This window comes from Antricoccus suffuscus (genome assembly GCF_003003235.1).
GTDB classification, from domain to species: domain Bacteria; phylum Actinomycetota; class Actinomycetes; order Mycobacteriales; family Antricoccaceae; genus Antricoccus; species Antricoccus suffuscus.
In genome coordinates, this window is record NZ_PVUE01000013.1 from 1 (window position 1) to 20481 (window position 20481).

General features: G+C 62.0%; 21 protein-coding genes and 1 pseudogene. 6 read left to right on the forward strand and 16 right to left on the reverse strand.

Annotation, left to right across the window (positions count from 1 at the left end):
* The 4 genes and pseudogenes from CLV47_RS14465 to CLV47_RS14480 all read right to left on the reverse strand — a co-directional run.
* Positions 1-371 (reverse strand): annotated as a pseudogene (locus tag CLV47_RS14465) (hypothetical protein); the annotation flags it as partial.
* Between the two features lie 284 nt (positions 372-655).
* Positions 656-1927: an acyl-CoA dehydrogenase family protein gene (locus CLV47_RS14470; RefSeq protein WP_106349776.1), complete on the reverse strand. Its 1272-nt coding sequence runs from the start codon at positions 1925-1927 to the stop codon at positions 656-658.
* Between the two features lie 19 nt (positions 1928-1946).
* On the reverse strand, positions 1947-3530 hold the full coding sequence (locus CLV47_RS14475) for an acetate--CoA ligase (protein WP_106349777.1): 1584 nt from the start codon (positions 3528-3530) through the stop codon (positions 1947-1949).
* A 110-nt stretch (positions 3531-3640) separates the two neighbouring features.
* Positions 3641-4651 carry a phosphotransferase family protein gene (locus CLV47_RS14480; RefSeq protein ID WP_170111085.1) on the reverse strand — a complete coding sequence of 337 codons (1011 nt, stop codon included), beginning with the start codon at positions 4649-4651 and terminating at the stop codon, positions 3641-3643.
* Between the two features lie 240 nt (positions 4652-4891).
* Between CLV47_RS14480 and CLV47_RS14485 the strand changes: the two genes are divergently transcribed.
* Positions 4892-5413 carry a helix-turn-helix domain-containing protein gene (locus CLV47_RS14485; RefSeq protein WP_106349779.1) on the forward strand — a complete coding sequence of 174 codons (522 nt, stop codon included), beginning with the start codon at positions 4892-4894 and terminating at the stop codon, positions 5411-5413.
* Positions 5413-5622: a hypothetical protein gene (locus tag CLV47_RS14490; protein ID WP_106349780.1), complete on the forward strand. Its 210-nt coding sequence runs from the start codon at positions 5413-5415 to the stop codon at positions 5620-5622. Before CLV47_RS14485 ends, CLV47_RS14490 begins: the two co-directional genes overlap by 1 nt.
* A gap of 23 nt (positions 5623-5645) precedes the next feature.
* On the opposite strand, the gene CLV47_RS22075 is transcribed toward CLV47_RS14490, so the two are convergent.
* Positions 5646-5894: a hypothetical protein gene (locus CLV47_RS22075; RefSeq protein WP_170111086.1), complete on the reverse strand. Its 249-nt coding sequence runs from the start codon at positions 5892-5894 to the stop codon at positions 5646-5648.
* A gap of 448 nt (positions 5895-6342) precedes the next feature.
* On the opposite strand from CLV47_RS22075, the gene CLV47_RS14500 reads away from it, so the two are divergent.
* From CLV47_RS14500 to CLV47_RS14515, 4 genes are all read left to right on the forward strand, one after another.
* Positions 6343-7596, forward strand: coding sequence for a cytochrome P450 (locus CLV47_RS14500; RefSeq protein ID WP_106349782.1), 1254 nt, complete (start codon positions 6343-6345; stop codon positions 7594-7596).
* Between the two features lie 41 nt (positions 7597-7637).
* The gene (locus CLV47_RS14505) at positions 7638-8048 is read left to right on the forward strand and encodes a VOC family protein (RefSeq protein ID WP_170111087.1); all 411 of its coding nucleotides are present in this window, start codon (positions 7638-7640) and stop codon (positions 8046-8048) included.
* A 34-nt stretch (positions 8049-8082) separates the two neighbouring features.
* Positions 8083-8784 carry a DUF1707 SHOCT-like domain-containing protein gene (locus tag CLV47_RS14510; RefSeq protein ID WP_106349784.1) on the forward strand — a complete coding sequence of 234 codons (702 nt, stop codon included), beginning with the start codon at positions 8083-8085 and terminating at the stop codon, positions 8782-8784.
* 99 nt (positions 8785-8883) lie between these two features.
* On the forward strand, positions 8884-9960 hold the full coding sequence (locus CLV47_RS14515; protein ID WP_106349785.1) for an alpha/beta hydrolase: 1077 nt from the start codon (positions 8884-8886) through the stop codon (positions 9958-9960).
* A 103-nt stretch (positions 9961-10063) separates the two neighbouring features.
* Here the strand turns inward: CLV47_RS14515 and CLV47_RS14520 are convergent, their stop codons facing one another.
* The 11 genes from CLV47_RS14520 to CLV47_RS14570 form a co-directional block, all read right to left on the reverse strand.
* Complete coding sequence (locus CLV47_RS14520) at positions 10064-10606, reverse strand: cysteine dioxygenase family protein (RefSeq protein WP_106349786.1); 543 nt, start codon at positions 10604-10606, stop codon at positions 10064-10066.
* 25 nt (positions 10607-10631) lie between these two features.
* Positions 10632-11702, reverse strand: a complete 1071-nt coding sequence (locus CLV47_RS14525; RefSeq protein WP_106349787.1) for a molybdopterin-dependent oxidoreductase — start codon at positions 11700-11702, stop codon at positions 10632-10634.
* A 22-nt stretch (positions 11703-11724) separates the two neighbouring features.
* Positions 11725-12513: an enoyl-CoA hydratase/isomerase family protein gene (locus tag CLV47_RS14530; RefSeq protein WP_170111088.1), complete on the reverse strand. Its 789-nt coding sequence runs from the start codon at positions 12511-12513 to the stop codon at positions 11725-11727.
* Positions 12510-13709, reverse strand: coding sequence for a CaiB/BaiF CoA transferase family protein (locus CLV47_RS14535; RefSeq protein ID WP_202862601.1), 1200 nt, complete (start codon positions 13707-13709; stop codon positions 12510-12512). The genes CLV47_RS14530 and CLV47_RS14535 overlap by 4 nt, the downstream gene beginning before the upstream one ends.
* Complete coding sequence (locus CLV47_RS14540; protein ID WP_106349790.1) at positions 13706-14596, reverse strand: MaoC/PaaZ C-terminal domain-containing protein; 891 nt, start codon at positions 14594-14596, stop codon at positions 13706-13708. The genes CLV47_RS14535 and CLV47_RS14540 overlap by 4 nt, the downstream gene beginning before the upstream one ends.
* Positions 14596-15510, reverse strand: a complete 915-nt coding sequence (locus CLV47_RS14545; protein ID WP_170111089.1) for an ABC transporter substrate-binding protein — start codon at positions 15508-15510, stop codon at positions 14596-14598. Before CLV47_RS14545 ends, CLV47_RS14540 begins: the two co-directional genes overlap by 1 nt.
* A 222-nt stretch (positions 15511-15732) precedes the next feature.
* On the reverse strand, positions 15733-16473 hold the full coding sequence (locus tag CLV47_RS14550) for an enoyl-CoA hydratase/isomerase family protein (protein WP_106349792.1): 741 nt from the start codon (positions 16471-16473) through the stop codon (positions 15733-15735).
* Positions 16474-16516: 43 nt separating this feature from the next.
* On the reverse strand, positions 16517-17776 hold the full coding sequence (locus CLV47_RS14555; RefSeq protein WP_146135394.1) for a CaiB/BaiF CoA transferase family protein: 1260 nt from the start codon (positions 17774-17776) through the stop codon (positions 16517-16519).
* Entirely contained in the window at positions 17773-18795 is a 1023-nt protein-coding gene (locus CLV47_RS14560; protein WP_106349794.1) for a CoA transferase, read from the reverse strand. Before CLV47_RS14560 ends, CLV47_RS14555 begins: the two co-directional genes overlap by 4 nt.
* A 13-nt stretch (positions 18796-18808) precedes the next feature.
* A complete protein-coding gene (locus CLV47_RS14565; RefSeq protein WP_106349795.1) occupies positions 18809-19681 on the reverse strand; it encodes an ABC transporter permease in 873 nt (290 codons plus the stop codon).
* Positions 19678-20472 carry an ABC transporter ATP-binding protein gene (locus CLV47_RS14570; protein ID WP_106349796.1) on the reverse strand — a complete coding sequence of 265 codons (795 nt, stop codon included), beginning with the start codon at positions 20470-20472 and terminating at the stop codon, positions 19678-19680. The genes CLV47_RS14565 and CLV47_RS14570 overlap by 4 nt, the downstream gene beginning before the upstream one ends.
* Between the last annotated feature and the right edge of the window lie 9 nt (positions 20473-20481).

Here is a 20481-nt window from a genome sequence, read left to right on the forward strand (position 1 = left end):
GGCGCCGAGCAGTTCATCGCCTCCGACGCGAGCGGGTTCTTGCCCAACTCGACGGCGATATATGCATAATCGAGGTTGGACAGACCCTCACCGGTATCTGCATCAGGCAGGAAGAAGTTCCACAGCCCTTCCTCCTTAGCCTTATCCTTTGCCGTCTGCAGCACTTCGAGCTGTCCCGGCGCATACGTCCAGCGGTCGGCGTGTCCCTCGCCTAGACGCACGAACTCCTCATACATCGGCTCCACGGTCTCGGCGATGAATTTCTTGACGTGCTCGAGCAGCGGTTGCGCCTTCTCGGACATCCGCAGGTCGTTCATCGCATCAAATGGATCCATCGTGCCGATCGACGCGGACGTCGTAGTTTCGGTCATCTTGTGCTCCGCTCTATCGTGCGTTGGGGTCTGTTACTCGCCAAACTACATCCATAGCTCCATGAGCAGCCCAGTCAGGTGGAACGGTAATTTTGCCCAGATCGTAGCGCTACAAACATCGAACTCTCTCTGGCACTGCAATTCCAGCGGCGTCCAGGAGCTACCCGAACTCCGGGCCGTGGATGTTGTGCTGAGGAGGTCGCTCAGGTGACCCTGAAATTTCTGCCCGTCATCGCCACACTTGAGCGCCCGATCTCTTTAACGCAAAGTATCCGGACGTTCTGTTAGCCGCTGATGCCGAACTTCTCACGCGCCGCCGCCGCAAGGTCGTCGCGCATGTACGACGGGAACTTCGCGTCTGTCGCGGCGTACTCGCCGAGCACCTCGCGCGCGACGACGCCTTTGTGTACCTCGGTCGGCCCGTCCGCCAGCCCGACGTGGAAAGAGTTGATCACCCACTCCGCGAACGGCATGTCATGGGTGATGCCGAGGGAACCGTGCAGGTGCAGCGCGCGAGAAGCGATACTCTGCAGCAATCCCGGCATGATCGCCTTGACGGCGGACACGTTCTTGCGGATCGCCTTCCAGTCCTTGTTCTCATCGGCGAGCCACGCCGTCTCGAGGACCAGCAGCCGGAATTGCCGCAACTCAATCCAGCTGTCCGCGATCTGCTCCTGCACCATCTGCTTGCGGCCGAGGACCTCGCCCTTGGTGGTGCGCGAGTTGACTCGCTCGCACATCAGCTCAAACGCTCGAGTGGCTTGCGCGATGGTGCGCATCGCGTGATGCATCCGCCCGCCACTGAGGCGCGTCTGTGCGACGACGAACGCGTCGCCACGGCCGCCCAGCATGTTTTCCTCGGGCACCCGGACATCATTGAGCTTTAGGTGGGCATGCGTGTCATCGGGTTCGCCGTAGAACCCGTAGTTCTTGACGATCTCGATCCCCGGGGTCTCCGCCGGCAGGATGAACATCGACATCCGGCGATGCGGGTTAGGTTCGTCCGGTTCGGTCACGACCATCATGATGTAGAACGCCGCATAGCGCGCCTCCGAGGCAAACCACTTCTCGCCGTTGATGACCCACTCGTCGCCATCCTGAACAGCGGAGGTCGTAAACACGGTCGGATCCGCGCCGCCCTGCGGCTCGGTCATCGAGAAGCAGGACACGATCTCGTTATCCAACAGCGGACGAAGGTAGCGCTCCTTCTGCTCCGCGGTCCCGTAATGCGCCAGGATCTCGGAGTTGCCGGTGTCCGGTGCCTGCGCACCAAACACAATCGGCCCGAAACGCGACATGCCGAACTTCTCGTTCATCAGTGCCAGCTTGACCTGCCCGTAGCCCTGCCCACCTAACTCCGGCCCGAGATGGCACGCCCACAGCCCCCGTTCCTTCACCTGCTTTTGCAACGGGCGAACGAGACGCTCGAATTCCGGATCGTGGATGTTGTGCTGGCTGCCCAGCACGTAGTCCAGTGGCTGCACCTCCTCCCGGACGAACGTGTCGATCCATTCGAGCTCTTTCTGAAACTCCGGTTCAGTACCAAAACTCCACATATTGCTGCCCTTCGTACGGTTATTGATGGTCGTTGTCAGACTGCGTAAGAGCCGCGCGGAGGTCGAGGCGCCGCAGTTTGCCGCTCGCCGTACGCGGCAACTCGTCCCACACTTGGATCCGTCGGGGCGCTGCGTGGCGGCCTACCCGTTCGCTCACCCAGGCACGTAGTTCGTCGGCGAGGCCTTCTGGTTCGGGACCGTTGAGTACGACGTGCGCCGTGACGATCGAGCCCTTTACCGGATCGGGAAGGCCCGCACAGCCGGCATCATCGATCAACGGATGCTCGAGGAGTGCGCTTTCGACCTCGGACGGGCCGACGTTCATGCCGGAGGCAACGATGACGTCGTCACTGCGCGACTCGAACCAGTACCGGCCGTCAGCATCACGTCGTACGACGTCCTCGGTGATGAACCAGTCACCATCGAAACGTGCCTTCCAGTCCGCTTCCCGGTTCCAGTAGCCGGCCGTCGCGAAGTATCCGTTCTGCCTAATCGCGAGCCTGCCGGATCCTTCGCCGTCGACGGTGGTGCCGTCCTCGGCGCGCAGCGCGACCTCCCAGCCCGGTACCGGCGTACCCATCGATCCGGGAATCGGCGGCTCTGCTGAGGTACGCAAATTGCCCACGACCATCGCGACTTCGGACAGCCCGTAACAGTCGTAGATCGTCACGCCTGCGTGTTGCTCGAACCAGCGCGCGATCGTGGCGTCGAGGGGTTCGCCGGCGCTGGACGCTCCCGTGAACACCGCGGGGATCTTGTCCGCCCCGGCAGCCGCCAATTGGCGAAATGCCGTGGGCGCGACGGCCATAACGCTCGCGCCGCTTTGCTCCATCGCGCGCCACCAGCCTTCTGGGCTGAACCGGCCCTCGAAGATCACTCGCGGGTTCTTGCGCGAGAGCGGACCGACACCCGTTGTGAAAAGGCCGAATGACCAGCCGGCGTCGGATCCGGCGAACAGCACCTCGCCCTCGCCCAGCCCGAGACAATTATCCATATATGGCCGCAAGTTGGCGATGATCCGATGACTCATCATGCAGCCCTTCGGCTTCCCCGTCGTACCCGAGGTGTACATGATCGTGGCGAGATCATCGACGTGTGAGTCGAAGGGCTGATAGCCCGCCGGGTCCTTCGTGAGATCGCCGAAAAGCTGTCCGCTTGGATCGACGACCACCATCTTCAGGCCCGGAAACTCGTCCTTGACGGTGTCGAGACCAGACAGGTTCGCCCCATCGGTGACGACCGCGCTCGCGCCACTGTCCTGCATCCGGACCCGAATGCCGTCCCCGCTGAACCCAGAGAACAGCGGCACGTAGACGCCGCCGATGTACCACGTCGCGAGAGCCGCGGTGAACGACTCCGGGCGCTTGCTTAGCAGACCGGCCACACGATCCCCCGGCCGTACGCCGAGCCGCTCAAGCTCGGCGGCAAGCTGCATCACCTGCGCACGGACCTCCTTCTTGCTCAGCTCGATCATCGAGCCGTCGTCCCGGCACCAGATCAGCGCGCGTTCTTCGGGCAGGTCGATCCCGGCAATATTAAACCGGCCGTTGGCGTCCACCCCGGCCTCGCGCGCGGCTTGGTCCCATGAAAACTGTTCAGGCACTAACTCTCCTTCGTTCGGCGTAAGTGACGGACGCTCCGGGCGTCGTACTCAAGTAGACAAATCGCGTCTGCACGGCGGTCATCTCACCGCCGGTTGTCGGCTGTGAGCGTTCAGGAATCGACGACCTCGAGGCCGCGCTGGAACAACACCGGGACCGAACTGGCCATCGTCTCGTAGACCGGATCGGGTCGCCGCCCGGTGCGGTGCAGCCGCACGTTGTACGCCGCGATCGTGCCGAACCGGTACGCCGCATAGGCGCGGTACCAGCCAAAGTGCGGCAATTCGACCCCGGCGTACTGCTCGTACCAGCCGTGGATCAACGCCGGGTCAACATCGATCTGCACGACCTCCCGGTACTCCGGTCCCCAGAAGCTCTTGTCCAGCATGAACGACAGCCAGCCCACGTCCATCCCAGTGCGGCCGACGCCCGCGATCTCCCAGTCCACGATCGCCAGCACATCGCCGCTCGCGTCGTACAGCACGTTGTTGGGTTGGAAGTCGCCGTGGAACAGTCCCCGCCGATCGCCGGTTGGCTGCGACTCGATCAACTTCGCGCGCACCCGGCCGGCAAGCTCCAACACCTGCGGATCAGCGGCCTTGTCCAACAGCCGCTGCCAATAGGCCAGATCGTCCTCCACTGAAACCGGCGTACCCCAGCCCGGAAGCAACGCCTCCCAGTCCACCGCGTGCACGCGAGTCAACGCCTCGACCGCGCGTTCCACATAGTCGTCCGCGGTGCGACCGGGCGCCAGCGTCCCCACCGCATTCCGGCTCAGCGACCGGCCTTCAAGCCGCCGTTGGGCGATCGCATCCGTGCCGAACGGGCTGGACTCATCGCCATGCCACAGCAGCGGCGCGACCGGCACGTCGGTCTGGCCCAGCGCCTGCAACAGCGGCACCTGACGCAGTACGTCGGTATTGCCGCTGCGTCGTACCCCAGGCGGCGCCAACCGCACCACCACCGACTCGAGCACCGACTCGCCGGACGAGTAAATGTCGAATCCGAAGCTCAGCCCGGAGTTCCCAGGCATAGGTCCAAAGTTGCGTACGCCGGCGCCCTCGCCGTACCGCTGCGTGACCCACTGCTTGGCCCGGGCCTCGAAGTCAATCGGTTCATCCATCGGTGGCGCGTTCCTCTCAGAGTGCTGCTCGTTATTGCTCAGTGGACTGCATGGGACCTGGGTCATTCCTGGGTCGCGTCCTCGATGCGGTCTCGAAGAATCAATGCACCTTCGATCCTCGGTCACATAGACGATCCCATTTTCTGCGGCACTCGGTATCGCCCGACGCGCGCTAAGAACGACAAGTTCTTCACAATCCTGCCCTTTTGCAGACAGTATCTGATCGGATACGATGGGGCGATGGGTGCCAGACGTCTACTTGTGCAGGCCCGCGAGGCGGCGGGGCTGTCTCGGGCTGCCCTGGCTGTTGCTGCGGCGACGTCGCGGCCCACCTTGTCGGCCTACGAGCACGGTCGTAAGTCGCCGACTCTGGATACCGCATCGCGGATCTTGCGGGCGGCGGGATACGAGCTGGCGTTGGCTCCGGCTGTGGAATTCGTCGAGATCGCGGCGGATCGGGGGAGGCGGATCGTGGTGCCTAAGGTGCTGCCACGGCTCCCGGTTGAGGATGCTTTGGCGACCGTGAAGTTGCCGGTGCATTTGAACTGGTCCGACCGTGGTCGACAGTTCGACATGCGTGACCGGCGCCAGCGTGCCCGGGTCTACGAGATCGTGCTCAGAGAGGGCGGACCTGAGGATGTGCTGCGGTACGTCGACGGCGCGCTGTTGGTCGACCTGTGGGATGAATTGGTGCTTCCGGCGGCTGTCCGTAGCTCGTGGAACGCCGTGGTAAGCGGCGGAGCCGATAAGGTTGTGGCGTAGTGGAGGGCGAGAACCGTCCCACGACCTTCCAGGTCCACATCGGACGCATCTTCTTCGGCCTCAAAGACTCGCACGGGTTCCTTGTGGCTGGCGGTGCCGGACTCCTGGCATCGGCGCTGATCAGCCGCTCGACGCAAGACATCGACCTGTTCGCTTCGACTCCGGTGACGTCTGTGCTGAGGCGAAGACGTCCTTCCTTCGCGCTTTGAAACGACGTGGCTATGACGTCGAGTTAATTCACGACAGCCCGACGTTCTGCCGCCTCCTCATCACCAATCGGGATGACCAACTCCTGATCGATCTGGAAATCGACTCGCCACCACACGATCTGCCGACTGTCACAGTGCTCGGGCCGACCATGGGACCGCGAGAACTTGCGGGGCGCAAACTGCTGGCTTTGTTCGGCCGGGCAGAGGCGCGTGATTTCGCTGATGCGTATGTCCTGGCGCAAAGGTTCGGCAAAGACCTCCTGCTCGGTCAAGCGGCTGAGTTGGACGCGGGTTTTGACCGCGGTGTACTAGGACAGATGCTGGGAACTATCGGACGCTTCACCGACGACGAAATCCCACTCCCGGGTGCAGATGTGTCGGCGGCTCGCGCGTATTTCGCCGCCTGGGCAAGCGAGCTCCAAGAGTACGACGGATGACCGCTTTCCCAACCATGCCTGAACTTTCGGGCATTTGAGGGCGACGTAGTTATCCAGGATCAGGTACATATCCAAGCCGTCGGGACGTGCGTGGCACCTTTGTGCGGAGCTCGCAACAGCGATCGTGTGCTCACTGGGTTGCCGGATTGCCAACCGTCACAGTAGATTTCGCGGGGCAGGTCCGGACTCGAATGGTCCCACTGTCATTCGGAGCCGCGCACCAAGTCATCGTTGGCGTTTCACCAGCCGCGACGTCAACGACCCACCTTGAAGGAGTACGACGATGACGACCAGCACTCGAATCCCGATCGATCTGTGGCATTCCTCGTCGTACCGTCAGGGGCATCCCATCGACCAATATCATTGGCTTCTGGACAACGCGCCGGTCTACTGGCATGAGGCACCCGAGGAGATTGGCGGCGGCTTCTGGGCGGTCACCAGCCACAAGCTGGTCAAGGAGATCAGCCTGGACAACAAGCTGTTCTCCAGCTACGCCGCCGGCACCATGCTGTACGACATGCCTGAGGAGCACCTCGGCGCCGTACGGGCGATGATGCTCAACATGGATCCGCCGCAGCACAACCGCTATCGCAAGCTGGTCGGACCGCAGTTCCTGCCGAAACGGGCCGCCGAATGGCAGGCGGATATCGCACAGTTGGCGTCGCAAATTATCGACGAGGTGTCCGAGCGGGGCGAGTGCGATCTCGTGCGAGACATCGCCGGCAAGCTCCCGTCGTACGTCGTGGCGCAGCTGCTGGGCATACCGCTCGAGGTCGGCGTGCGCCTGTATGACCTGACCGAGGTCATGCACTCGGCGATGGACAGCGTCACCGACGAGCGGCGCGCCCAGGTCGCCAGCGACTATCAAGCATTCACCGCCGAGCTGCACGCCGAGAAAACCGCCAACCCCGGCAACGATCTGGCCTCCAGCCTCGCGCACGCCGAACTTGACGGACAGAAGCTGACCAGCCAGGAGTTCCAGGCCTTCATCACTCTGCTGGTCAATGCTGGCGGCGATACCACTCGGGGCTTGGTCGGGGGCGGCCTCGTTTCGCTCGTACAGCGCCCCGAGATCCTCGAACAGTTCAGGGCGAACGTCGATGAGCTCATGCCGACGGCTATCGACGAGTTGTTGCGGTTCCAAAGCCCCGTCGTACATATGCGCCGCACCGCGACCGAGGACACGACGATCGGCGATGTGAGCGTCCGCGCCGGAGACAAGGTGGGCATCTTTTATGCGGCCGCGAACCGGGACCCTGCGGTGTTTGACAACCCGGACGACATCATCCTCGACCGCAACCCCAACCCGCATGTCGCGTTCGGCGGCGGCGGTCCGCACTTCTGCCTCGGCTCGCACTTTGCCAGAATCGAGATCGACACGATATTCCGGCAAATCCTTACCCGCCTGCAAAACATTGAACTCACCGAAGAGCCGACCTGGGTCCCGTCCAACTTCACCTGCGGACCGCAACACGCTCCGATCCGGTTCACCCCATCACCCAAGGCCGCAGACCTGTCGCATGAGCCGTCACGCTGAATGCGGTAGTAAGTCTGAATTAACGAATGGAGCGCGATCGCATGCCTGAATTCACTGGAGTTAGCCATCTCGAACTGTCGGTCACGAACGCCGAAAAGAGCGCGACGTGGTACGCCGACGTACTTGGTCTCAAACGACTTCAACGTTCGGAATCAGAAAACTATGTCGTGGAGATGCTCTTTCACCCACCCACCAAAATGGTGATCGGGCTACTTCAGCACAATAAACCAGCTTCCGACCGGTTCGATGAGAAGCAGCCCGGACTTGATCACGTCGGTTTCGCGGTCGCCGAGCGTGCGGAACTGGATGACTGGCAGCGGCGACTCGCCGAGCTCGGCGTGGAGCACTCGCCGGTGACCGATGCGCCGTCCGGATCCGGTACGGCGCTGGTCTTCCGGGACCCGGATAACATCCAGCTTGAGTTCTGGTGGACCGCCCCGCGGCAGAAGTAACCCAGCCCGTAACTAGTCGCCTAGGCTGGACCGCATGTCTGAGCCTGATGCACCGCGTCCACCGGACGATCCCGATCGGCCACCGCCCGCAGCCCTACCCGCGGAATCGGAGCGTGCGGTTCGCCTGCGCGCCGGTGATGCCGAACGCCATCAAACCGCCGCGCTCCTGCAGGATGCCCTAGGCAAGGGGCAACTTTCGCTCGACGAGTTCGAGGAGCGTACGACGAGCGTCTGGTCAACGGTGTACCGCGACGAGCTCGAGCCGCTGACCGCCGACTTGGTCGCACCGCCGGCCTCCACGCCTCGACCGGCCACGTCGCACGCGGTGGCGACGCCGGGCGCTCCCGCTGCCGCCGACCGAATCACAGGCGGTGAGGGGCCGACGTTCTCAATGGCGATCTGGTCGGGATTCACGCGCAAGGGCGCGTGGACTGTCCCAGCGAAGTTCACCGGGTTCGCGTGGATGGGCGGCGGGGAGCTCGACCTTCGTTACGCCAACTTCTCCCAGCGGGAGGTGACTATCACGGTCGTCGCCATCATGGGCGGGATCGAGATCGTCGTACCGGACGACGCCCACGTGAAGGTCAGCGGTATCGGTTTCATGGGTGCCTTCGAGGACAGCCGCAAATGGGACGACGGCCCGCAACCGACCCCGCCGCCGGATGCACCGGTCATCACGATTAATGGGCTGGCGCTGATGGCCGGGATCGCGGTCAGTCGCAAGCCGACCCGATAGCCACACGGGGTCGAGCCAAGTCGAGTCCCTTGTTCGCCCACGTGCCGCGTGATGTACTTGCGACAACTGTCAACTGCATCACACTTACGGGGGAATCCGATGACCAATCCCGAATTGCCCGGACGTCTTGGCGACCCGGAGCGCACGCTCGCCACCGACCCTCGGATGGATCCGAGGCTGCTCGCGACGCTTGCCGCCTTCGGGCTGGACAACAACGGTGAGCCGCCACCGCTCGGACCCGACGCGCCGACCGCCGACATCATCGCGTACGCCGACGCCGCCGAGGAGGGGTTCGGTCAGCTGTTTGCCGCGGCGTTCCAGAACGTGCCCGCGGTCGAAGGCATCACGCACGACACGCTGACGGTGCCGGGCGGGGATGACAACGAGATCACCCTCTACGTGCACCGGCCCACCAACGCGACAGGCCCACTCCCCTGCGTCTACCACATCCACGGTGGCGGCATGGTGCTGCTTGCCGCGTCGAATCCGGAGTACGTTTGGTGGCGCGACCGCATGGCGGCCACCGGATTGGTCGTCGTCGGTGTCGAATACCGCAACGGCGCCGGCAAGTTGGGGCCCTACCCCTACCCGGCCGGATTGACTGATTGTGTCGCCGGGCTGCAATACGTCCTCGATCATGCCGACGATCTGGGCATCGGTCAGGTCGTCGTGTCCGGAGAATCCGGCGGCGGCAACCTCTCGCTGGCGACCACGCTGACCGCGAACCGACAGGGCTGGGTGCAGCGAATCGCCGGCGTCTACGCCGAATGCCCATATATATCCGGCATGTACGCCGATCCGCCGGCCGAGCTCACCTCCTTGCATGAGAACAACGGGTTCTTCCTACGCACCGACATGATGGGTCTGTTGGTGGCGGCGTACGACCCGGGCGGGAAGAACGCGACCGAGCCGACGGCCTGGCCGCTGCACGCATCGACCGAGGATCTGACCGGCTTCCCGCCGACCGTCATCTCGGTCAACGAGCTCGATCCGCTGCGCGATGAGGGTCTGCACTTCCTGCGGAAGCTCTGGGCCGCCGGAGTCAGGGCGCGGGGACGGATCACGCCGGGAACGACGCACGCCGGCGACATCCTGCTCGCGCCGGTCAACGCGCCCGAGGTGAACGACGCGACCGCCGAGGACATCCGCGCATTCTGCTACTCGTTATCGTCGTAGCGATCGTGTCGTAGACGGTGCAATCGCGTCGCCTGCGGCACATCGACATCGATCACTGTCTGGACCTCGGCTACTTAGACCGACGCGTCACGACCAATAGCCGCTAGTCGGTATCGCCCCAGTTCGAAACAAACCAGTCAACTCGACCGGTTTCGGGCTCATATGAGCGTCGTTCAATGGTCCCAATGTTGCCGCCGTAGATGTGAATGCCGATAACAGGTGCGTCACCTTCGCAGCGCACTTGGTGTACGTCGTCGTCCGTGGTGCAACAGACGGTTACCTCGCCGGGTTTCCAAACGTGCTCTCCGTTAGCTATCAGCGGGACGTCCGGTACGGTCGGCTTAACGAAGCTGAGCTCGTGCTCTTGGCCTGAATAGATGCCGACCACTCCCCACGTTTCATGTCCGTGCACCGGGGTGCCCTGCCCGACGTCCCAGACTGCGGAGGCTATTGAAAAGCTTTCGTCGTCAGCGATGTAAAGCGGGTACATGACGTAGCGGTCGGGGTTCGGTCTCGTAGTTGCGGCGGGTAGGTCGAGGCCACGCGCCAGCGCTTCAGTGAGCGCCTCCGCCACTTTTGGCGTGAGCACGTGTTCGTCGGGGTAAGCCTCCACAATTCCGGCGACCCGGTCTATCAGATCCTGCATTTCGAAGCTCCTGCCTTTTCTCGAACTACGCCTCGGCTGGTCGTGACGGCAGAAGTTCGATTTCGATAGTGTGAATTCCGTTGTTTCCGTAGCCCAATCGATTCATTGCCGGCTGCCAGGATTGAGTTCGTCCGTTTATGTCGGTCGCACGCACTGCCAGGCGGCGCCGACCTCGCGGAAGTCCGGTCGAAATAGCTGCCCTATAGCGTCCCCACGCAAAGGGTGTGGGCGCAGCTTCCACGACGGTCGCGCTGGTCCACGAGGCCCCGTCGTCGACCGTCAGTTCGACAGCGGCCACTGGAGTCTCGCCGGCCCACGCCAGAATGGACACCTCGGTGTCGTCAAAGACCTCGTCATTACTTTCCGGTGCGACTATCACGGCACGAGGTAGGTGCTCCGTAACCGGCGCAATGATTGTGCCGTCGGCTGTCTGGTACGTATAGCGTTCGTGCTGCCAAAACTCCTTGTAGGGCCTGTCTGTCAGCGCTAGCGACTTGACCCATTTCGCCCACCAAATTCCATACCAGCCCGGCACAACCAGCCGGACCGGTGCGCCATGGTTCCGTGGCAGATCCTGTCCGTTCACCTGCCACGCCAGAATCGTGTCCGGGTGCAGGGCTTTGGACCGCACCAGGCCCTTGCCAAACTGAGCGTGGACGTTCTCCGGCATAGCAACGCCCTCGTCACTGGACTGGACAACAAGGGTCGTCCAGTCCTGCTGGCTGATGTCATCGTCGCGCAAGATGTCTCTCACCGACACGCCCCGCCACTTTGCCTGATGAAAGAGCCCGAGGCCGAACTGGTTTCCGGGCGCCCGCTGCGCAAGGAAACCGCGCCCATTGCCTGCGCATTCAAGGACAGCTGTCACTTCGCGCGTGGGCAGGCTCTTGATCGTCTCGATATCGATCGACCTGCTCGTGCCATCCAAGGACGTGACGACCAGCGTTTCCTGATCCGCTACCTCGGGTTGGTCATAGTGGTGCACGATGAACTGCGCCTCTGAAAGGCCGCCTCGGTGGGCAATTAGCGGGACCTCGGCCATCTGCAGCGCGCCTGACTTATCGTAACTGCGGGGGTGCAACGCAAGTCGTTCCATGTCCGTGACTCCTGTCCGTCGGTTAGAAGGTGGGTTTCGGTGCCGTTGGTACGTCGTCCGGTTTGGGTGGCTGCGGCCGAGCCGAGGCCGCGAATGCAGCGATGCGGTCTTTGATTCCTGGCCTGCCCGCGATAGATCTCACGAGATCGGCAAGCGCCCTTGCGTAGTCCAGGTGTCTTGCGGCCTCGCAAAGGTCACGCGCGGTGTCAGCCGACAACGCCTCGATACCGGTTTGCAGTTCGGTGACGAGCGCCTCGATATCCGAGTTATTCGGCACCATTCGTACGACGCCGAGCCCGGCCGCCTCCGCGCACGGCAGGGTCGCGTTCGTGCTGACCAGGCGGAGTGCCTCAGACTCGCCGACCAGGCCGGTAAGTCTGAGGGTTCCCAGCACAACTCCAAAGCCCGCCCCCGGAAACCGGAAGGAGGCATGCGGCGTTCCGATCCGATGGTCACACGCCAGGGCGACGTCCGCGCCCGCCCCTACTGCCGCGCCTTCCATAACCGCGACCGTGAAGAAGGGCGCCCGAGAGATTTGCTCAAGCAGCAGCCCGATACGCGCAAAGCGCAGCAGTAGTGAAGCGTCGTTCTCGTGTTCCAAGGAGCCGAGGTCGAAGCCGCTACTGAACACGCGGGTGCAACTTCGTAGTACCACCAGTCGAACCCCGTCGATCTCCGCCTCGTGCAGTGCGATCAAAAGCCCGTCGACCAGTGCACCCGACAACGCATTGCGCGTGGCGCCCCGATTCAGCACCAGATCTCGACGGTCGCTCGAGACTCGGTCAATAAGGACAGGCGGATCAAGACTCACGACTCGGTCCATTCGCGAAAGACATCGTGGTTGTGTTCGCCAAGGCGCGGTGGCGCGTTGTAGATCTTCGATGGGTGCTCACCGATGCGCGCCGGAAACACGACCATCGGAGTCGGGCCAGCGACCGGTACGTCGACATCCTGCACGAGTTGGGTTGCGGTGATGTGCGAATCGGCCAAGATATCCCCGAATGAGTTCACCAGGCTTGCCGGTACGCCGCGCGCACTGAGTTCGGTTACCCACGCGGAGGCGGGCTTGTTGCTGAATCGCTCCTGCAGTACCTCTGCTAGGGCGACTTGATTCGCGGCGCGATGTTCTTGGTCTACGAACCGCGGGTCATCGGCCAGATGTTCCAGGTCCGTTACGTCGCACACGGCAAGCCATAGCTTGTGGCTGCCGGCCGCGACAATGAAGTCCCGGTCAGAAGCCTGGTAAGCCTGGTACGGCGCATTTCGAGGATGCGCCGATCCAAGTGGTAGGGGTTCTTTGTGACTCCCCCAGTACTCGCTGGTCTGAAGCGCCGACGCGCCGAGCAGACAGTCCAGCATTGGGCAGTCGATACGAGCCGAGTGACCGGACCCTCGGACTTTGGGGAGCAGCGCGGCGATCGTGTATGCGCCGTACAGGCCGCTGATAAAGTCCGCCACCGGAACGCCCGCTTTCACGGGCTTTCCGCCCGGTTCACCAGTAATACTCATCAGACCGCTCATGCCTTGGATAACGACGTCGTAAGCACCGTTCGATACGTACGGACTATTGAGCCCGAAGCCCGAGATCGAGCAGTAGACCATCCCCTTGTGACCGTGAGACACCGCGTCAAATCCAAGACCAAGGCGGTCCAAAGCGCCGGGCCGATAATTCTCGACGATCACGTCAGCCTCTCGGGTGAGCGCAAGGATTTCAGCAAACTCCTTGGGATCCTTCAAATTGGCCGTAACACTGCGCTTGTTGCGGTTCACCGAGGCGAAGTTGTGGCTAAACGTCTCCCGTTCGTCGCTTACGAGAGGCGGCCAGGATCGCATCTGGTCACCAGAAGGAGGCTCGACCTTGACCACATCGGCCCCAAGGTCTGCAAGAAGCGACGCGGCAAACGGGCCGGCGGCGACGTGGCCGAACTCAAGCACCCGGACACCGGTGAGCGGTCGCGATAGGTCCTCGTCCACGTCTGCAGACTCACCTGTCTTTTTCGACTTCACACCGCGCATTCAAAGGTCCCTTTCGACACGACCGTGACTCCGTCTCTGGGACGCAGAATCTCGTAGCTGCCCTTATCGGCTTCACGCCATATCCGTGTGGTGAGATCGTCTCCGGGAAATACCGGAGCTGAAAGCTTCCCAGACAGGGCACGAAGTTTGCTCGCGTCGCCGCTGCACACCTCGTCGATCAGGTGCCGCGCGGCAAATCCGAGCGTGCAGCGCCCATGTAGCAAGGGCACCTGATAGCCCACTCGCCGAGAGACGGTCGGATCGGAGTGCAAGGGGTTTCGACCGCTTGCGAGTCGGTACAGCAGGCACTGATTCTGCGCGATCGAAAACGCTACCGAGGCATCAGGCGCGCGGCTGGGCACGGCCGATCCTACCGGCGGTTTGCGCATAGCCGCGATTTCGCTGTCCGGGCGCGCGACGTGGACCAATGTTCGTGACCTGGTCGTAAACATCGGTCCGTGGTCGGCACCGTCAACAACCTCGTTCTCCACCGTCACCACGTAGCCACGCGGATGGTCAGCCACTGCCACGACCCGTCCCGTCGACTTCGCCGACCCGGTGGGCCGAATCGGCCTAGCGAGCCTTATGGACTCCTCCATCAGCAGGACATCCTGACCGCGCACGCCTAACGGCGCAAAAAGTCCAGGTCCGACAGTGCACAGCGTGATCCCGAACGTCGGTATCACTTGCAGCGTCACGCCCTCGGAGTTCTCTGTGGTTAGGTTCAACTCTCGGCACGGGTCAGCATTTCCAGCACCGACACCGATGGCGTAGAGCATGCAGTCGTCCTCCGACCACGTGGCAGCGCCAGGATGAGGCTCGAGGGCTTCGAGTGAGTTGCGGTCAATGACAAGTGTGCTGGCTTCGTTGGTCTGCATTACGGCTTCCAGTTCTGGGCTTGCTTCTTGACCGCGTCGGCGTCGAACTTGTTAGCTTCCTTATTGAGACTTAGGTCCACGACCTTCTTCGAGTCAAGGCTCGCCTTCAGCACGCCGTACTTCACCATAAAGTCGATGCTGTCCTGCACGTCTTTCATCGGGACGTCGCCGATAAGACCAGACGGGCCAGGGACAGACCCGCTCTTGAAGCGCGACTCAACATTTGGCAGCACAGACTGGATCGCTTCCTCAGTCGACATCCCCTTCGGCTTTTGCTCGGGGTATTCGGCCCATTGGATCTGCTCGGCCGCACCAGGGTTCGTCGTACTGAAAATGTAACCCTTGTAGGTACCGAGCAAAAACTTGACGATTGCGCTCTTGTGCTCTTTGAGGAACTGTTCCGTAGTTGCGTAGCCAGACAGCCCAGAGACCTTGTCCAACGGGGTCGGCAGGTTGATCAGTTTCTTGCCCAGCACGCCCGAGACAACGCCGGTTGGTCCGTCGTATGACGCGTACGCCGCGACCGTCCCGTCCTTGATCGCCGCTGCAGCTTGACTTCCAACGCCAATGACTAACCACTTCACGTCCGAATCGGGATCGAGGCCCGAGGCTTGGACGGCGGCACGACCGAATAGGTACGACGCGGAGCTGAGCGACTGAGTGCCGATCGTCTTGCCCTTGAGGTCGTCGATCGATTTGATTTTGCTGTCCTCAGGCACCGCGATCTGCCAGAAGTTCTCCGCTTGCAGGCTCACAAGCCGGATCTTCGGATCGGCCGCGGCCGCTTGGTACAACGAAGAGGTGCCGCCCGCGATGATGTCGGCCTTGCCGGCAGTGAGCAGCTGAGCGGACGCCGTCGCGCCGGCGGTCGGCTGAATCTGCACGGTGAGCCCTTGGTCTTTCCAATATCCCATGGCTTTCGGTACGGACCCGTACGGCGCGGTGCTGTCGAGAAGGACGGGCGCACCAGTGGCAAAAACGATGCTGTCATCTTTTGACTTTGAACTACCTGACGAGCTGTCAGATCCACACGCAGCTAGTCCGAGCACTGCGATTGCAACGGTCGCGATTGCGGACGTTGCTTTAATACCAGTAGTTTTCAGTGACATTTTGATATTCCCATCTAGTCCGGATTCTCAGATTCCTTGAAATGAGGGCTGCCGCTTTTCCAGGAACGCGGCCTTGCCTTCCTGTCCATCGCTGCTTCGGCTGACCTGTACCAACTGGCGACGAGCATGGGCCGCCTCTTCGGAAGGACTCAATGGAACAGTGCGATCCGCGAACTGTTTGATCGTCGACACCACCAGCGGCGCACTCTGTGCGATGGTCTGCGCCATCTGAGTCGCCACCTCCAGTTGAGTTCCCAGCGGCACGACCTTGTTGACCATCCCCACCTCATAGGCGCGTTGCGCGGTCAGCGGCTCACCTAGCAGCAGGAATTCCATCGCAATCTTGTGGGGAACACGGACGGCCGCGCCCGAACACAGTCCCCCAGTGAATCCGACTCGCGCCTCGGGATACATGAAGACGGTGTTGTCGGCGACGACCGCGAGATCACTGTGCTGACTAAGGATGTAACCGCCTCCCACGCAGTGCCCGAACACCGCGGCGACAACCGGCTTGGTGACGGAAACCCCCACTCCGGGTACTGCTTCCCACATTTCCGCGGGCGGATCGCTCAGATCGGCTCCGACGCAGAATGCGCGGTCCCCTTCCGAGGTCAGTACTGCGGCACGGTCATCGCTTGCCTCAAACCGCATCCAAGCGTCGCGAAGTCCTTCCACGACATCGTTGTTGAGAGCGTTCAACTTGTTACCGCGACGGATCATGATGGTCGCGACGTCTTGGTGAGACTCGTATGTGACTGTTTCGTTCATGGGGTGCCTTTCGTTTGACGGATGGTCGGATATGGGTCGTGCGCTACTGGTCGAGAAGGCCGAGCACGCCCCGGCGTCCGAGGTCGATGATCTGCTGGTCGCTGAGGCCAACTACCTTCGTCATCACGGCCGCAGTGTCTTCCTTAAATCTGGGCGCGGGCGTACGCGTCCCGATGCGTTCGCCATCGATGCAGATGGGCAGCCCCGGGTAGCTGTGCGTCCCGACGCTCTCCAGCTGCAGTTCCTTGAAATACGCGGAGTGCGCAAGTTGCGGATCCGCGCAGATCGCCTTTGCCCCTTGCATCGGGGCAGCGGGGACGCCTAACGTCTGCAGATCCTGAGCGCCGGCTGCTGCATCAGCGATTGCTGCCGCGTAGGTCCGCAGCGCGTCATCGATCTGCCTCGCTGCACCCTCACGTTCGCGAAGAGTCTCAATGCCGGCGAGGTTCGCGTCAACGTCCACCAGGACCTCGCGTAGCTTGCGCCACTGCGCGTCGCTGGTAGCGGCGATCGCAAGCCATCCACCGTCTCCCGTGCGATAGAGCCCATGTGGCACGAAGCGGCGGTCAGCGTTAATTTCCTCGCGGATCGACTCTCCGACGCTCTCGGCGAGGTAATACTCACCGAGCAGAGGCATCATCGCCTCAGACTGCGCGAGAACGATGTGTCCCGGCGCGCCGGTACGGTTCCGGCGAAGTAGAGCGGTCACGACGGCGTTCCCGGCCATCAATCCCGCAGCCGGGTCCCCGATTGCATAGCCGGTCAACAGCGGACCATCCTGACCACCTGTGAGTGTCGCGGCACCTGATTGCGCATCAAACTGCGCACCAAACGCAGGCGCTGCAGCCTGAGGGCTGTCGGCGGTGTATCCCGGCATCTCGACCAGCACAATCTTCGGGTTGATGACCTTGAGCTCATCGAACCCGAGTCCCATCCGGTCCAGGACTCCCGGTCGATAGTTGGCGATCACCACATCGCTGGTGGCAACGAGTTGGCGCGCGATGTCCATGCCCTCGGCTGTTTTGAGGTCGACAACAACGCCCTTCTTATCGACGTTCTGGGTGTTGTACCAGGCATTGCGGTTGATCGAGTCCTCGCCGGGTGTGAGGTTTGGATATCTCAGCGCGACATCCGTCTTGTTGCCGCGTAGCGCGTCTGGCTTATTGGGGCTCTCGAGCTTGATCACCTCGGCGCCCAGTCCGGCAAGCACCCGCGTCGCCATGGGGCCGGACCACACATGCGTCATATCCATGATCCGGACGCCGGTGAGCGGCAGCTTGTCGGGGCTCATTCTTTTGATCACGCGACGACCTCGCTCGCAGAGATGTGAGGACGGCCGCCGTCCACGGTGTACGGCGCCGCCGGGACTCGCCCTTGCCGACCATCCATTTCGACGTCACACCATGCACCCCGTTGCGAGAGTGACTCGTCGCCGAGAGCAGCCTCAGGCGAACGGATGTCGGTAATCGCGACGTTGTACTGCGCACCAGCGCGGCAGGCTTCGGCGACAGTCTTGTTCGAGGCCCACTCATCCAGAACTATCCCCAGTGTCGCCATGTTCTCGAATCGAGCGCTGTTGTCGACGAACCGTGGATCCTCGAGAAGGTCCAGGCGGTCCAGAGTTTTCGCGATCGGCTCCCACGCGAACCCGGCGTACGACACGATGAATCCATCAGTACACCGGCTAACAAACCGTGGCCCGCTTTGCTCTTTCGTCGACTCGACCTTGTTGTACTCGTATTGCGTGGTGAGGTACGGAAGCAGCGAGACCACGGACTCAAAATTCGACACTCTGACCCTCGGGGTGGTGTACGACTCTTCGAGCGGCCCGTTCAAGTCGGCCTGCAACAGGCACGAGCACAGTGACTGGTAGAGGTACATTCCGGCCAGGTATTGAAACCTGTCGCCGTACCCGTAGACCGGCTCATCGTCCCGCGTGAAGGTGTACCCGGTAGCACCGCCGAGTGTCGCGTAGACGAGTTCGGTTCCGCGCCAGCCTGCGTATGGTCCGTCTGTCGCGAATGCGTCAACCGTGCCAGTGACGGCAGACACGGCTGCATACAGCGTCCAGTCGATATTCGAGTCACCGATGACAACGTCGGCGCCGGCAACCATCTCCTGAAAACCAGTTTTGCTCAGCGTTTCGCTGTCCTGCACGACCTTGTGTGTGTTGAGGTAGGCATCACTCCATTTGTCGGTGCGTCCTGACGGCGTGCGCTGCCCGAGCCGCGTGACTGCGGCCCCGTTCATCGCGAAGATCCAGCCACAGAAACGCACCGCCGGCTCGTCGCCGACTTCCAATACTGTTATGCCTTCAAGCATGATGTCCTCTCGCCTACTTGTTTTCTGATTTGGGTACGACGCTCATCGGCAGCAGTCTGCGAACGAGCGTGATCACGGTGTGCATCAACGCGCCGAGAATGGCGAGCAGGATCAGTACGCCGTACATTCCCGCGACATCGCCGTATGCCTGTCCCTGCGAGAGCACGTATCCGAGGCCCCCTTGAGCGCCGATCAATTCTGCTGCGACAGCGCCGAGCAGCGCGCCGATGAGAGCGACGTCGAGCGATGGAAATACGTACGACATGGCATTAGGTATCCGTAGGTAGCGCAATTCGTCCAATTTGCTGGCACCCATTGCCTTCATGAGGTTGAGTTCGTCCGGGTTGACCTCACCGAGGCCGGCGGTCGCGCTGGTCATTACCGGGAAGAAGGCCAGCATTGTCGCGATGATGACCTTGGGAGTCAGGTCATAGCCAAAGGCGACAATCAAGAGAGGAGCGATCGCGATCTTCGGGAAGCTCATCAGCGCAATCACGTAGGGATAGAACGCCGTATGCAGCGGCTTAACAAATGCGAACAACGCTCCGACTATCAGCCCAAGTGCGACACCGATGACAAATCCGAGCGCGGTCTCCTGCATCGTGATGCCGATGTGCGGCCACCACTGCCCCTGGATCAGCCCCGCTTCGAAGGCATCAAGAACCGCGCTGAACTTCGGAAGCAGAAGCGGTGTAACCCACTCGTTTTGCGCCGCGACAATCCACACGCCGATGACGACGACGAGAACCCCAACCTGCATCGAGAGATTCCGGATCCGGCTATGGCGTCGGGCCGTTCTCCGCTGGGCCGCCGCGATCGTCGCGTACTCTTCTTCAGTCCGGTCCGGCGTTGTCATCGTGAGATGCTCCGCTGCTGTGGTCGTCATGCGGCACCTACGCGCGACTCGGTCTCCTCGTGCATGGGCCCGATAAGCCCCCGCACTCGCCTGACGATGTCGTAGAACGCGGCATCGGTGCGCAACTCCGGTGACCGCGGGCGCGCGAGCTTCACCTCGACGATCTCCTTGAGCCGGCCTGGTTTCGTGTTCATGACCCCGATTCGATCGGAGAGGTACACCGCCTCGGTGATGTTGTGCGTGATAAATAGGACCGTCTTCGGACGCTCGGTCCACAACCGCAGCAACTCGTCGTTGAGAGTCTCCCGAGTAAACTCGTCAAGTGCGGAGAACGGTTCATCCATCAGCAAGACTGTTGGGTTGTTGACGAGCGCCCGCACGATGGCCGCACGTTGTTGCATTCCACCGGAGAGCTCGGATGGATAACGATCTTTGAAATCGCTCAATCCCGTAAGTTGCAGCAGATGATCGGCCATGTCCCGCGTCGATGTGCTGATCGCGTTCGCGACCTTTGCTGGTAGGAGTACGTTTTCGTAAACGGTGAGCCATCGAAGGAGCGTTGCCTTCTGAAACACGATGCCGGTGCTTGGGTTGGGTCCGGTCACCGGGCTTCCGGCGATCCGGAGCGATCCGCTTGTCGAGTCAAGCAAACCAGCGACCATGTTCAGGATGGTTGATTTGCCGCATCCGGACGGCCCAACGAGCGAGAAGAACTCGCCCTCGTTAAGAGTCAGGTCGGTGTGCGTCAAGGCTTTAACCGGCGGAGCGCCGGGACGGTCGTAGGTCTTCGATACGCCGTCGATCTCGATACTTACGCTCATGGAGTGTTC

Excerpts from the sequence above, each read along its gene's own strand:
- CLV47_RS14470 (WP_106349776.1), bottom strand. The coding sequence starts at position 1,927 with ATGTGGAGTTTTGGTACTGAACCGGAGTTTCAGAAAGAGCTCGAATGG.
- CLV47_RS14480 (WP_170111085.1), bottom strand. The coding sequence starts at position 4,651 with ATGGATGAACCGATTGACTTCGAGGCCCGGGCCAAGCAGTGGGTCACG.
- CLV47_RS14485 (WP_106349779.1), top strand. The coding sequence starts at position 4,892 with ATGGGTGCCAGACGTCTACTTGTGCAGGCCCGCGAGGCGGCGGGGCTG.
- CLV47_RS14500 (WP_106349782.1), top strand. The coding sequence starts at position 6,343 with ATGACGACCAGCACTCGAATCCCGATCGATCTGTGGCATTCCTCGTCG.
- CLV47_RS14505 (WP_170111087.1), top strand. The coding sequence starts at position 7,638 with ATGCCTGAATTCACTGGAGTTAGCCATCTCGAACTGTCGGTCACGAAC.
- CLV47_RS14510 (WP_106349784.1), top strand. The coding sequence starts at position 8,083 with ATGTCTGAGCCTGATGCACCGCGTCCACCGGACGATCCCGATCGGCCA.
- CLV47_RS14515 (WP_106349785.1), top strand. The coding sequence starts at position 8,884 with ATGACCAATCCCGAATTGCCCGGACGTCTTGGCGACCCGGAGCGCACG.
- CLV47_RS14520 (WP_106349786.1), bottom strand. The coding sequence starts at position 10,606 with ATGCAGGATCTGATAGACCGGGTCGCCGGAATTGTGGAGGCTTACCCC.
- CLV47_RS14525 (WP_106349787.1), bottom strand. The coding sequence starts at position 11,702 with ATGGAACGACTTGCGTTGCACCCCCGCAGTTACGATAAGTCAGGCGCG.
- CLV47_RS14540 (WP_106349790.1), bottom strand. The coding sequence starts at position 14,596 with ATGCAGACCAACGAAGCCAGCACACTTGTCATTGACCGCAACTCACTC.
- CLV47_RS14545 (WP_170111089.1), bottom strand. The coding sequence starts at position 15,510 with ATGGGATATTGGAAAGACCAAGGGCTCACCGTGCAGATTCAGCCGACC.
- CLV47_RS14550 (WP_106349792.1), bottom strand. The coding sequence starts at position 16,473 with ATGAACGAAACAGTCACATACGAGTCTCACCAAGACGTCGCGACCATC.
- CLV47_RS14560 (WP_106349794.1), bottom strand. The coding sequence starts at position 18,795 with ATGCTTGAAGGCATAACAGTATTGGAAGTCGGCGACGAGCCGGCGGTG.
- CLV47_RS14565 (WP_106349795.1), bottom strand. The coding sequence starts at position 19,681 with ATGACGACCACAGCAGCGGAGCATCTCACGATGACAACGCCGGACCGG.
- CLV47_RS14570 (WP_106349796.1), bottom strand. The coding sequence starts at position 20,472 with ATGAGCGTAAGTATCGAGATCGACGGCGTATCGAAGACCTACGACCGT.